General features: G+C 54.3%; 12 protein-coding genes, 1 tRNA gene, 1 rRNA gene and 1 pseudogene. 4 read left to right on the top strand and 11 right to left on the bottom strand.

Features of this window, described 5'->3' with window-relative positions; translation table 11 throughout:
• Positions 1-16 precede the first annotated feature (16 nt).
• Both rrf and DA792_RS06725 read left to right on the top strand, forming a co-directional pair.
• Positions 17-131: ribosomal RNA gene (gene rrf, locus DA792_RS06720) — 5S ribosomal RNA — on the top strand.
• Between the two features lie 167 nt (positions 132-298).
• Positions 299-375, top strand: a tRNA-Met gene (locus DA792_RS06725).
• 149 nt (positions 376-524) lie between these two features.
• Here the strand turns inward: DA792_RS06725 and DA792_RS06730 are convergent.
• From DA792_RS06730 to DA792_RS06780, 11 genes and pseudogenes are all read right to left on the bottom strand, one after another.
• A pseudogene (locus DA792_RS06730) lies at positions 525-904 on the bottom strand (transposase); the annotation flags it as partial.
• A 405-nt stretch (positions 905-1,309) separates the two neighbouring features.
• A complete protein-coding gene (locus tag DA792_RS06735; RefSeq protein ID WP_107719223.1) occupies positions 1,310-1,711 on the bottom strand; it encodes a hypothetical protein in 402 nt (133 codons plus the stop codon).
• Positions 1,711-2,097: a response regulator gene (locus DA792_RS06740; RefSeq protein ID WP_107719225.1), complete on the bottom strand. Its 387-nt coding sequence runs from the start codon at positions 2,095-2,097 to the stop codon at positions 1,711-1,713. The genes DA792_RS06735 and DA792_RS06740 overlap by 1 nt, the downstream gene beginning before the upstream one ends.
• Positions 2,097-3,014, bottom strand: a complete 918-nt coding sequence (locus DA792_RS06745) for a CheR family methyltransferase (protein ID WP_199908131.1) — start codon at positions 3,012-3,014, stop codon at positions 2,097-2,099. The genes DA792_RS06740 and DA792_RS06745 overlap by 1 nt, the downstream gene beginning before the upstream one ends.
• Complete coding sequence (locus DA792_RS06750; protein WP_009571306.1) at positions 3,011-3,478, bottom strand: chemotaxis protein CheW; 468 nt, start codon at positions 3,476-3,478, stop codon at positions 3,011-3,013. The genes DA792_RS06745 and DA792_RS06750 overlap by 4 nt, the downstream gene beginning before the upstream one ends.
• A 4-nt stretch (positions 3,479-3,482) precedes the next feature.
• Complete coding sequence (locus DA792_RS06755; protein WP_107719227.1) at positions 3,483-5,825, bottom strand: chemotaxis protein CheA; 2,343 nt, start codon at positions 5,823-5,825, stop codon at positions 3,483-3,485.
• A 10-nt stretch (positions 5,826-5,835) separates the two neighbouring features.
• Positions 5,836-6,201, bottom strand: a complete 366-nt coding sequence (locus DA792_RS06760; RefSeq protein ID WP_009571304.1) for a response regulator — start codon at positions 6,199-6,201, stop codon at positions 5,836-5,838.
• Entirely contained in the window at positions 6,198-6,479 is a 282-nt protein-coding gene (locus DA792_RS06765; protein ID WP_107719229.1) for an STAS domain-containing protein, read from the bottom strand. The genes DA792_RS06760 and DA792_RS06765 overlap by 4 nt, the downstream gene beginning before the upstream one ends.
• A 183-nt stretch (positions 6,480-6,662) precedes the next feature.
• Complete coding sequence (locus DA792_RS06770; RefSeq protein ID WP_107719231.1) at positions 6,663-7,637, bottom strand: glucokinase; 975 nt, start codon at positions 7,635-7,637, stop codon at positions 6,663-6,665.
• Between the two features lie 3 nt (positions 7,638-7,640).
• Entirely contained in the window at positions 7,641-8,996 is a 1,356-nt protein-coding gene (locus DA792_RS06775) for a GH1 family beta-glucosidase (protein WP_107719232.1), read from the bottom strand.
• Positions 8,997-9,203: 207 nt separating this feature from the next.
• Positions 9,204-10,235 (bottom strand): LacI family DNA-binding transcriptional regulator, encoded by a 1,032-nt coding sequence (locus DA792_RS06780; protein ID WP_107719234.1) that lies wholly within the window; start codon positions 10,233-10,235, stop codon positions 9,204-9,206.
• A 335-nt stretch (positions 10,236-10,570) separates the two neighbouring features.
• Between DA792_RS06780 and DA792_RS06785 the strand changes: the two genes are divergently transcribed.
• Both DA792_RS06785 and DA792_RS06790 read left to right on the top strand, forming a co-directional pair.
• A complete protein-coding gene (locus DA792_RS06785; RefSeq protein WP_107719236.1) occupies positions 10,571-11,854 on the top strand; it encodes an ABC transporter substrate-binding protein in 1,284 nt (427 codons plus the stop codon).
• A gap of 358 nt (positions 11,855-12,212) precedes the next feature.
• Positions 12,213-13,211 (top strand): carbohydrate ABC transporter permease, encoded by a 999-nt coding sequence (locus tag DA792_RS06790; RefSeq protein WP_107719238.1) that lies wholly within the window; start codon positions 12,213-12,215, stop codon positions 13,209-13,211.
• Positions 13,212-13,223: the final 12 nt, after the last annotated feature.

Consider the following 13,223-nt stretch of genomic DNA (forward strand, 5'->3'; position numbering starts at 1 on the left):
GTGGCTCTTTATTCGGTTTGGTGGTCACAGCGCTAGTGAAACACCCGATCCCATCCCGAACTCGGCCGTTAAGCACGGTTGCGCCGATGGTACTGCGACTTAAGTCGTGGGAGAGTAGGTCACCGCCAAACCTAATAAAGAGCCACATTTAATCTCTCTAACGATATCTAAATATCCCAGATCGATCCACACAGACATCGGGAAATATAAAGAACATATATGTTCTGTTAAAGATCGTGCTTTGACAAAAACACAAAGCACTGTGCAAGCCGAAAAAGGCCAACGCACAACAAAATGTCGCGGGGTGGAGCAGCCCGGTAGCTCGTCAGGCTCATAACCTGAAGGTCACAGGTTCAAATCCTGTCCCCGCAACCAAAAATATAATCAAGAAATTACAATGATATAGTGACCCAAGGGGCGATCTTTGCGTTTGGGCGGTTTGAGGCGGGTGCTACGCTGGTGCTACTTTTTAGAGCGCGACGGGAAGTGGCGCGGCCGGAACTGGAGGCAGCGTGGAAGAAAACCGGGCTGTACAGAAAGCAGGTCTCGCTGATCTCGAAGGCACGGCAGGCGAGCGCGATACTGACGCCGTGCTGCGCAACCGCGTTCGTGGCCATCTCGCGCCTCCGAGACGGCCTCAGCGCTTTTTCCAAGCGGCCTCCTTCAGCAAGTCGTTCTGCATGCTCATCTCAGCACACATGCGCTTCAGACGGCGGTTCTCCTCCGCCATATCTTTCATCTCTGATATCAAGGACGCGTCCATGCCGCCGAACTTCGCCCGCCATTTATAGAAATTCGCGCTGCTCATCCCATGCTCGCGGCACAGTTCAGAAACCGGCACGCCGCCCTCGGCCTGCTTCAGGATCGCAATGATCTGCGCGTCGCTGTATCGTCCATTGTTCATCGTAAATGTCCTCAGATATCTTGCCGAGAAAATTCTACTTTTGAACACCACTAATTTTAGGGCGGATTACCTGACCACCGTAGTCGCTCACCCCGCTGCGCGAGATTACTCAATCTGCGCCGATCGGCGTAAATAACCCTCGGACTCCGGTCGTGGCTGGATGAAAGTTGAGTGGCAGGTCACGGTATCCGAAATGCGGTGGAACTCAGACTTCATAACAAGATAGATGCAGAAAGTGGGGACAGATGCAACGTTTCCGCATTTACGAGCAGGCTGAGCTTTTCATGCCCGAAAAACTTTCGGGATATTGCCTGTGTAATGGTCGCCAGCCAGTCTATTGCCCAAGTTGGTAAATGAGACGGCGATAGATTCCCACTCCGGTGGGCATTTTCTATTCTGAGGAAGCTAAAACCAAGCGATTTCGCCTGAGTCATCCTCAGACAAAGCAAAGGGTGCGTCAATATTGTCAAAGAGTTTGTGTGCAAGATGCCGAAGGCGGATGACTTCACTCAAGGGGTCTATTTCAACGGAATGATCGCCATTTGCCGATGATAGGTGTCCCATAACGCGCTGAAGATCGTCGAGCGTTTGATGGAGGCGGTCAATTGCTTGCAGGCTTCTTTGCACCGCGGGTGAAAGGGATTTTGCTTCCGCTAGGGTGGGGCCAAGAGCAATTTGAACTTCAGCAGAGAGGATGACCAAAGCGATCATCTCATCCTGAATACGCTTATTGAGGGTTGCGATTGGAATGGCCGTCGCCTGTTCGACGTCTCGATGGATTCCAGCGCTTGTTTGAACTGCTGTCATCAAAGTTTTCCTACAATCGCTTCTATTGCGGCTCTAAGGCGTGCTGGATCGAAGGGCTTTTTCAAAAAGTTGTTCATCCCTAAGCGCTTGCCCATATCGATGATTTCTCGATCAGCCCGCCCCGTTATGAGAAGGAACCCAACACCTCTCGTTGCCCCATTGGATCGAAGGGCATGTAACAATTGTAGCCCATCCATCCCTGGCATGTTGTAGTCGGAAATCACCAAGTGCACAGGTGCGACTGCGAGTTTCTGCAAAGCAGAAGGTCCATCAGCGGCACTTGCTACATTTCGAATGCCGAATGAATCAAGCGCATTCGTGATAAGGCCTCTGCTTGTGGACATGTCATCTACGACTATGACACGCAATTGGTCTCTAAGTGCCATTAGATGGGTCCTTTGCTGTTTCTGTCCTCAAGGGGAATAGCTGCGGTGTCGGAGCTTATCGTTTGATAAGTAGTGACGCCCACATTTTTGTATAGAGGGTTAATGCTGTCGATAATGCGTTCCGAATGACCAAGCATGAGCCAACCTCCCGCTTCAAGAACTTGCGCATATCGCCGATAAAGACGGGCTTGAGTTTCCTCATCGAAATAAATCACAACATTTCGACAAAATATAACGTCGAATTTGCCTTTCATGGGCCATTCTGCATGCAAGTTGAGTTGCCGGAATGAAACCAGCCCCCGCACGTTGGCGTTAACCGTCATGACTATTTCGTCACCCTGCTGATCTCTGCTAAAATGCTTGGCGATGATTTCATCAGTGAGGCCCGTGGTCAGAGATCCTTTATATTGCGCAGATCTTGCCTGGCTTAGAACCTCGGGATCAATGTCTGTAGCTAGGATTTTTATATTCTTTTTTATCAGACTTGGGTCTGCGTTCAGCAGTGTCATAGCGATTGAATAGGGCTCTTGACCATTTGAGCACCCAGCTGACCATATTCTAACTTTACCCCCAGCGGCGAGCTTCTGTTGCAAGGAGGGGAGTATTGTCTTCGCCAGAAACTCAAAATGATGATTTTCCCTAAAGAAATGAGAAACGTTGGTTGTCAGCGCGGAAATGAAGTTTCCCAGCTCTGTGCTGTCGTTGCCAGTTTCAACAAGGTCCAAATAGTCGTCAAAACTGGACATGCCAAGAGCACGTAGGCGTCGTGTTAAACGCGATTTGACCATTGAGACTTTCGAAGTTGCCAAGACGATACCCGCTTCACGTAGTGCAATTTTTGCAATACGCGCAAACGCTTGATCGGAAATAGCGCTTTCGATGGTCGAACGACCTTTTATGGGAGAAAACTCGCTCAAGCGACCTCCTCTCCTTGGGGCGGCATGACTGCCTCCAAGTCAAGAATACGGATCATTCGGCCATCAACTATCGTAAGAGCAGAAACAAATGTACGCGCGTCATCTGCAGCCAAATCGGGGGGCGGCTGCATTTCTTCCGACGGGATCGCAAGAATGTCTGAGACGGCATCAACCATCAAACCAGCGGTGCGGCCGCCGAGGTCAACTACAATAATGACATTGCGCTCAGTGTCCTCACCAGTTTGCAGCCCAAGCCGTGCAGCAAGGTCGATAATCGGGAGAACTGTCCCGCGTAAGTTGATGACACCTTTTACAAAGAATGGTGCATGAGGCAGAGAGGTTGCTCTGGCAGATCCTCGAATTTCGCGAACCGACATGATGTCGACGGAGTAATCTTGGCCGCCAACGCGGAAGGACAGAAGTTCAATCGACGTTGCGTCAGTCTGTTTTTCGTTGTCAGTCATGGTCTTATCCTACAAGTGAATGCTGGGGCTGGCGGGTTTTGGTGCGACCGGAAGCTTGGCTAACAAGGTCCATAGGGTCGAGGATCAATGCGATTTGCCCGTCGCCTAGAATTGTCGCCGCAGCGATACCAGGCACGCGCCCGTAGCTCCCCTCCAAGCCTTTTATGACGACCTGCCGCTGATCTTCGATGGCATCGACGGCGAGCGCCGCCCGGTTTCCGTCCTCTTGGCCAATCAGTAAAACAATACCGCCGACATAGCTTTCTAACGGGCTGCGATAGCCAAGTTCGGCGCCGAGATCGAGGAGGGGAACAAAGCCACCGCGGATTTGGACGACATGGGTTTCAGGGCCGAGGGCCTTGAGATCCTCATCTGTCAGCGTCAGTGTTTCGAGAATTGCATTTAGGGGAACGACAAGGGTTTCATCGGCCACCCGCACGACCATCCCATCAAGAACGGCGAGGGTCAGCGGAAGGGAGATTGAAAATGTTGTGCCCTTTCCCTCTTGAGAGGTGATATTGATCCGGCCGCCTAGAGACTGGATTGAGCTTCTGACGACATCCATACCGACGCCGCGACCAGACAAGTTCGAAATCGCAGAGGCTGTAGAAAACCCCGGCAGGAACAACAGGTTGTCGATATCCGCGTCTGAAAGTTGCGCATCAGCCGAAATGAGACCTTTTTCAATTGCCTTCTCTTTCACGCGCTCGCGGTTGATGCCGGCCCCATCATCGGCCACCTCAATGACGATGCGACCTGAGCGATGCTGAGCTGTGAGCGTCACATGGCCTTCACGGGGCTTTCCAGCAGCAATCCGCGCTTCCGGGCTTTCCAGACCATGATCAACCGCGTTACGGATCATATGGGTCAGCGGATCGGCCAAGCGTTCGATAACAGTTTTATCGACCTCAGTGTTTTCGCCATCTGTGTGCAGACGGACCTCTTTGCCAACAGAAGCAGACGATTCTCGTACGATACGCCCCATGCGTTGGAACAGAGATTTAATCGGCTGTGCACGGATCATCATGACGGATTCTTGGATGTCACGAGTCAGTTGAAGAAATTCTTCCAATCCTGTGGAAACCGGGGAGTTTGGCGGCAGGCCAGCTTCTGCAACAGACTGGCTCAGCATGGCCTGATTGATCACCAACTCACCGACCAGATTGACAAGGCGGTCAATTCTTTCGAGGTCAACGCGGACCGTGGCGCGGGGCTGTGTTGGTGTGCCGGTTGTTTTGGTGGGCCCGCTCGAAGTGCTGGGAGAGGCTATGGCAACGTCATCCTCGGCTGCATCAGATACTGTAGCGATGGGAGCAGACTTTTGCTGTGCTTTTGCGACCGGAGCCGCCGGTGCGCTGGGCGTTTCGATTTCGGCCTGCGAGGGAGTTTCGAGGGGAACAGGATGCGATGGAGCCGAGGGCACAGGCGCGGCTTGTACAGGCTGGGGCGTGGCTGTCGGTTTGGGCATGGAGGGCGTTAGGTTTGGACGGGCTGCCGCCGTACCTCCTGAGAGTGGGGAGATTTCGAGAAGGCACAGGCCATCGACAAATTCAAACACTTCTCGCACAGAGAGTTCCGGTTCCTCGGTGTGAACCGTTGCCGTCCATGACAGATACCCTGTATCGGGGTTGAGGCTATTGAGATCAGGAAGTTGGCCGGTTTTACAGACAACGGAGATGTCACCCAAATCTCGAAGGGCACGGAACAGGTAGAGGGGTTCGTTGCCAGACGCGTAAAGGGAGTCCTCGGGTTTGAACACCACAAGGAAGCCTTTTGGGCCGCCCGATGATGGGAGATCTTCGGCGGGGGAGAGATCAGGCAACTCCTCATCAGTATCTGATGCAAGTGGAAAATCGCTCAGATCGGGAAGATCGGGCAAGCCGCCTAAATCACCACCAACATCCAGATCAAAAGAGAGAGTGGCTGGGGTGAAGTCGAGCTCTTCCTCCTCCTCTTCTTCTAGTCCGACCAGCACGTCGATTTTTTCGAGCGCGGGTCCGGTGATGTCCTCAGAGACGGTTTCATCATCACGTGCGGCGCGCACAAGGTCGCCCAGAATATCCGCGCAGGCGAAGAAAAGGCGGATGGCCTCGGAGTCGGGGATGAAACGTCCGGTGCGGACCTCATCCATCGCCGTTTCAAACCGGTGGGCAAAACGCACGAGGTCATCAAGCCCAAAGGCACCCGCACCGCCTTTGATGGAGTGTACGGCGCGGAAAACGACGTTGATCGTTTCCGAGTCTGTATCGCCGTCATCCATCATTTGAAGGCCGTCCTGAAGGCTTTCCAGGAGTTCTTCACATTCGATAAAGAATGAGGCGCGGATTTCTGCCATTGGGTCGGACATGAGGAACCTCTTAACCAGCAACCATTTGAAGGGCCTTAACGAGCTTGGCGGGATCGAATGGTTTTACGATCCAGCCAGTCGCCCCTGCGGCGCGGGCTTTTGCTTTGAGCTCATCGGCACTTTCGGTCGTGAGCACGAGAATGGGGATGCGGCTCCATTTTTCTTCTGAGCGCACGGCGTCGATGAAGCCAAACCCATCCATGCGCGGCATGTTGATGTCAGTGATGATGACATCCGGTTCGATGTCTTCGAGAACTTCGAGGCCATGCACGCCATCTTCGGCGAGATGGGCGGTGAAGCCTGCTGAGGAGAGGGCGAGGTTTAGCATATCTCGCATGGTGCGGCTGTCATCGACAGCAAGGACTTCAAGGCTCATGTCCAGGCCTCCGGTTGGGTCAGGGTTTCAGGAGAGAAGCCAAAAAGGCTCAGAATATCGACGCAGCCGTCGGAGGCATTGGCCAGACGGGTGGTTTTGCCTTCGGCGGCTCGGGTTTTGACGCAGGACAGGATCACCTGAAGGGGCAGACTGCCAAGATGGCGTACGTTGCTTGCGTCAATCACCAACTCAGCGTCGGTGATGGATTTCAATTCGCTCAAAAGCGGGGCCACGGATTGATAGTCGAGCCGGTCGTGGAGTTGGACATGCGTGGTCATGCAGGCGCTCCTAATTTTCGGCAGTGGAAAGACATCTAAAAATTCCCTTACATCTGCGGTCACATCGACTGGTGTAAGGGCAAGGGAGTTAAAACGAAGTTACGTTGTTCAATTTTTATCTGATCATGCAAAAAGGCTCCGAATTTTGACGTTCGGAGCCTTTTTGTGAATTTTAACAGGTATTTACGGGTATATATTGTTCAAATGTGAGGCACATCCGGTCAAGGCGGCGTAGTCATCTTCGATCACGGAAACGGAAAAGTTTTTCATGAAACCGGCAAAACGACCCTTGTCGCGGAAGGCATCCGAGAAGCCGAATGGCTCAAGATAGGGTGCAATGTGACGCGCCACACCGCCGACAAGATAGACGCCACCAAAGGGCAGTTGGATCAACGACAGGTTGCCAACCACCGTGCCGAGGATTTTGACAAAGAGACGCGCGGCCTCGATGGCGCGGGGATCAGAGCCATCCTCGACACCGGCCATAATTTCGGCTGCGGATTTTTCATGGGCATCTCCCGCTTGCGTGCCAAGGAACAGGTAGACCCGTTCCAGCCCACGACCGGATAAAACGTCCTCAACGGCGGGAAAGCCATGTGCGGTTTCAACGAATTGGCACAGCTCAAGTTCGTGTTCATTGCGGATCGGTAGATTGGCGTGACCGCATTCAGACGGGGCCACATACCGACCTTTGCCGGTTTCAAACACAGGTGCTGCGTTAAAGCCGGTGCCAACCCCGACCACAAGGCGCACTGCATCAGGCGCGGCAGGGGCGGCGGCAATCACCGGGCGGATATTTTCGGCACTGACAAAGCCTAAAGCGTGGCCCTGAGCCTGAAGGTCGTTGAGGATGGCAACATGTTCTGCGCCCGTCGCCCGGTGCAGCGTGTCGCTGTCAATGGTCCAGTCCAGATTGGTCATTGTGCCAACGCCATCGCGCACAGGACCGGCCACAGCGACACAGGCGCCTTTGCAATCCACGCCGCCTTCTTCGCCGATATATTGCCGCAACACGGTTTCCAGACCGGGGAACTTGCGGTTGGAATAGCGCCGGATCGTGTCTTGCAAAAGATCGACCCCATGGGCCAATGCCACACGCGTGTTGGTGCCGCCAATATCGGCCACAAGGGTCAGGGTGTCGGCAGGATGTCGGCTCATGGGTCAGCTCCGCGTCAGGATGTCTTTGAACATGTGATAGGAGGCTTTGGGTGTGCGTTGCAATGTCTCAAAATCCACATGAACGATGCCAAAGCGTTTTTCATAGCCAAACGCCCATTCATAATTGTCCAAAAGCGACCAATAGAAAAAGCCTTTGAGATTTGTGCCGTCCTCAATCGCCTGTTTCATCATGGCAAGGTGGTCGTGGATAAAGTCACAGCGCTCCGTGTCCTTTACCACGCCGTTTTGGACGTGATCCTCCCATGCCATGCCATTTTCGGTCACATAAATCGGTAGAGTGCCGACATAGCGCTCCGACAGCCATGTCAGGAAATGGTGCAGCCCCTCGGGGTAAATTTCCCAGCCCATCTGAGTGGTGGCCCGGTGCCCGGCGATCTCTTTGGTGTGCGGCCATGCGGTCTCAGGATCATGAGCGTGGATGTGGCGGGTGTAATAATTGACGCCAAGCCAGTCGAGCGGTTGATGGATCAAGGTCTTGAGATCATCCTCCCAGCCGATTGGCATATGCGGGGCAAAGCCGTTGAGCGCCTCAGCGGGGTAGGTGCCTTTGGTGATCGCTTCGATGAACCAACGGTTGTAGATCGCGTCCTGAACGGCTGCGGCTTTGATGTCCTCGGGGGTGTCCGTCGCAGGGGTGGGGTATTCGAAATTCAACACGATCCCCAAATTGTCCCGCCCCTTGGCGCGCAGCCGGGTCATCGCCTCGCCATGGGCCTTTAGAATATGGTGCATGGCGCGGGAGGTGGCACGGATGTCCCGTTGGCCGGGGGCATGAGCGCCGATAAAATGCGACAGGTAGGCGACGCACCAGGGTTCGTTGATCGTGGCGATCGAGGTCATCCTGTCTCCGATTTTGGCGTCGATGATCTCAACATAATCGCCAAACCAATTGTGCACATCCGGGTGGGTCCAGCCGCCTAAATCGGCCAAAGCCGACGGCATTTCCCAATGATAAAGCGTCTGATGCGGCTGCAATCCTCGTTCCAAAATGGCATCGGTGAGGCGGTCGTAATAATCCAAGCCCTCTTGGTTGACCTGTCCTCGCCCCTCGGGCAGCACCCGCGCCCAGCTTGTCGAAAACCGGTAAGCGTCGAAATGTCCGGCCTGCAAGAGATCCATATCCTCACCATAGCGATGATATTGATCACAGGCTGTCGCGCCGTCCTCCGCATTGATCACATTGCCCGGCGTGGCGGCAAACGTGTCCCAATGGGTCGACCCCGCGCCGCCGAATTGATGGCCTTCGACCTGATACGCGGCCGTGGCGGCTCCAAATATAAAGTCGTTGGGGAAATCTTTTCGGGTCAAAAGCTGCGGCGTTTTTATGCGGCCCATCATGGGGAGTCCTCCGGGGTCTTGAGTGTCCTGACCAGAACGGCATCGGGTCGGTTCGCGGATGCGGTCATCCTACAGGGTGAGTACTGTTCTGTCGCGTCTATAACGTTTTAGATTGAGTTTCTGGGATGTCAAAGCGCTTTGACGAATTGGGCAAAAATGTTTGTCGCAACACGGGCGGGCCATGATGCCCTGCCAGGCGATCCTGTTCTAAATCTTCGGTGCGGGGCCGGTGGTGTGGCCGATGATCAGTTCTGCATCCAAAAGCACATGTTGCGCTGGGCGCGTGGGATTGGCGATCAATTCCATCAAAATCTCGGCGCAAATTCGTCCGGCTTGGCGCACAGAAGATCGGGTGGCGGTATAAATCGGTTCGCTATTGCCGTTGCGCAGGTAGGAGAGATCATCGTCATGGATGATCAGCGAAACATCTTTGCCGATCTTCAAATCCGCCGCATCAAGCGCGCGGCGCACACCAAAGCCGACAATGATGGATGAGGCCAGCAAAGCGGTGGGTGGGGTCTTCAATGCGAGCATTTTTGTCGTCGCTGAAAACCCATATTCCTCTGTCATTTCAGAGGAATAACAGAGGGCGTTGTCCTCGGATACCCCGGCCTGTTCAAGTGCCGCACGATAGCCAATGCGTCGTTTGGCGGCGAAATCCATGGTTTCCAAGCCGTTCAAAAGGCCGATGCGCCGATGGCCGAGATCCAGTAGAAACTGGGTGGCGCGTTCAAACGCGCGGGTGTTGTTCATATCGACCCAGGAATATTGCTGTTCATCGGTGGAGCCAGATCGGCCATGCACGACAAAAGGCATGCCAATCTCGCGCAACAGTTTGATGCGCGGGTCGTCGTCTTTCGGTCCATGCACGATGACGCCATCGACCGAGCCTTTGGCGGCGATTTTGCGGTATGCATCTGATTCAGAGGAATCGGGCACGACCGTCAAATGCATGTCGTAGTTTTCGCGCGAATAGACCTCTGAGGCCCCGGCGATAAAATCGGTGAAAACCGGGTTCACCACCTCATGTTCGGTAGAGAGGGGAATCACATGGCCCACCGCATGGTTGCGCCCGGTGGCCAGACCCCGGGCCCGTGTGTTGGGGGTGTAATTGTGCTGTTTGGCTGCGGCTTCGACCTTTTTACGGGTTTTCTCTGAGACCTCGGGGTAGCCGTTCAGAGCGCGTGACACGGTTGTCTGAGACAGGCCAAGCAGTTCTGAAAGCTCTTTGAGGTTCATGGGGCATCCATTTTCTTTGTCGTGTTTGGTGGGTTGAGGACCACGCTAGACGGTTCTTGGGTCACAGGTAAAGCGATGATGCGCAGTGATCCGGTGTGCCATTGGTCAATTTTATGACGCCACATCAGATATCTGCCGTAAGGGAAACCTTATACGGGGTATTTTCGGACAGTGAAGTCCGAAAGGTTTGATCGTTGTCATTGACTCTTAGGGTGACTTGAGGGAATCATACAACATGTCAAAGCGCTTTGGGTGGTGGGAATCTGTTTGATTTCTCACCTGATAGCGCTAGGCTTTGTATGCCCATGTCGGGGTATGAAAACTGGGAGGTTTACATGAAAAAGACACTTCTTACGGGGGCGGCCACACTGGCTTTGCTCGCGGGCGCGGCGCAGGCACAAGACCTTGCTGGCCAACAATTGACGATTGCGGGCCCTTGGATCGGTGCCGACCAAGAGATGGTCGAAAAAGTGCTTGCCATTTTTGAAGAAAAGACCGGCGCGGATGTGCGCTATGTTGGGTCTGACAGTTTTGAACAACAAATTATGATCGACGCCGAAGCCGGGTCGGCCCCGAACGTCGCTGTGTTCCCACAGCCGGGTCTTGCGGCAGATATGGCCAAACGCGGCTTCCTCACACCGTTGCCCGCAGGCACCGAAGAGTGGGTGAAAGAGAATTACGCGGCGGGTCAATCGTGGATTGATCTGGGCACTTACGCAGGCCCTGACGGCAACGATGCGCTTTATGGCTTTTTCTATAAGGTCGATTTGAAATCTCTGGTCTGGTATGTGCCGGAAAATTTTGAAGATGCGGGATATGACATCCCGACCTCGATGGAAGAGCTCAAAGCCCTGACAGACCAAATCGTTGCCGATGGCGAAACGCCGTGGTGCATTGGTCTGGGATCTGGCGGTGCGACCGGCTGGCCCGCGACCGATTGGGTCGAAGACCTGTTGCTGCGCACTCAAACCCCGGACGTCTATGACGGTTGGGTCGACAACTCGATCCCGTTCAACGATCCGCGCATCGTTGACGCGATCAAAGAATTCGGCTGGTTTGCCCGCAATGACGCTTATGTGTCTGGTGGGGCAGGGGCGGTGGCCTCGACCGACTTCCGCGACAGTCCGAAAGGCCTCTTCACCTCGCCGCCACAGTGCTACATGCACCGTCAGGCGTCCTTCATCCCGGCCTTCTTCCCTGAAGGAACGGTTGTCGGCGAAGATGCGGATTTCTTCTACTTCCCGGCCTATGCTGAAAAAGACCTCGGCAAACCTGTTTTGGGCGCTGGCACCTTATGGGCCATCACCAGCGACAGCCCGGCGGCACAAGAGTTCATCAAGTTCCTTGAGACCCCTGAAGCGCACGAAGCCTGGATGTCTCAAAGTGGCTTCCTGACGCCGCATAAAGGCGTGGACACGTCGAAATTCGGCGATGCGCCGACGGCTGCGATGAACGAGATCTTGCTCAATGCGACAACCTTCCGCTTTGACGGCTCTGATCTGATGCCGGGTGGCGTGGGTGCAGGCTCGTTCTGGACCGAAATGGTCAACTACGCCGGTGGCAAATCTGCCGAAGATGTGGCGGATGACATTCAGGCCTCTTGGGATGCTCTGAAATAATCAGACAATTGGGATGATCCGGGGCGGTGTTTTGCCTCGGGTCGCCCCCGTTCTTGCACGCTTCTTTGTGTCTTTCTGACAGGTCAGGCAACAGGGAGGGATGATCCGCAATCCGTTTTCATGGCCCCGGAAACAGATTTCCGCATCCCCAGATTTCTGAGCGCAAGACGCAGAATTCCTGTTACGGTTGTAAATGCCGCGGCAGACGACGTGCACCAGTTGCGCAAAATCGCCGTTTCGTGTTCGATGAAGAGAGCCATCGACCTCAGAGGTGAACCATGAGTGAAGAGCAGCGCGCCGTGCTGTGACACGACAGATTTGGAGCTCAACGAGGCTCTCAAAGCAAAAGGAGGGGCACATGCATCCAGCACTACAAGGTCTGTTGACCATTGTGATCGGCGTCAGCGCCTGCATCGGCTATTTCTATTTCTCCAATGTCATCTTGGACAAAGTGATTTTTCCGGCCCGTGGTCCGCACGCTGGTCGTAACATCAACCGCGCCAATTTGATCCGACCTTGGTTGTTTCTGTTTCCGGCCGTTGCCGCCCTCGGTCTCTATTTGGCCTATCCGGTGGTCGAAACGCTACGTCTCTCGCTGACGGATCGCGACATGGGCGGGGCGTTTATTGGGCTTGAAAACTATCGCAAAATGTCGATCGACCCGAAATTCTGGGAAGCGATGCGCAACAACGCCTTGTGGCTTTTGGTTGTGCCCGCCGTCTCCACTGCGATGGGGCTTTTGGTGGCGCAACTGACCGATCGCATCCGCTGGGGGGCGATTGCCAAGTCTTTGATTTTCATGCCAATGGCGATCTCTTTTGTCGGCGCGGCAGTGATTTGGAAACTGGTCTATGACGCCCGCCCCTTGGGCACCGAACAGATCGGTATTCTCAACGCGGTTTTGGTCGCCTTGGGCGGTGAGCCGCATACGTTTTTGACCCTGCCGTTTTGGAACAACTTTTTCCTGATGGTGGTGCTCGTTTGGATTCAAACCGGCTTTGCCATGGTGATCCTGTCCGCCGCCCTGCGCGGTGTACCGGAAGAAACCATTGAGGCCGCGATTGTTGATGGCGCCAACCCGTTTCAGATCTTTTTCAAAATCAAAATCCCGCAAATCATGGGCACGATTGTGGTGGTCTGGACGACAATCACCATCACTGTGCTCAAGGTCTTTGACATCGTCTTCGCGATGACCAACGGCCAATGGGAAACCCAAGTTTTGGCCAACTACATGTATGACAAATTGTTCCGTGCCAATGATTGGGGTGTGGGCTCCGCCGCCGCGATGGTGATCATGCTTTTGGTCACGCCGATCTTGGTGTGGAACGTCTACAACGCCCGCAAAGAAATGAAATAAAGGATCGGACCG

Source organism: Celeribacter baekdonensis (assembly GCF_003047105.1).
Lineage (GTDB): Bacteria > Pseudomonadota > Alphaproteobacteria > Rhodobacterales > Rhodobacteraceae > Celeribacter > Celeribacter baekdonensis_B.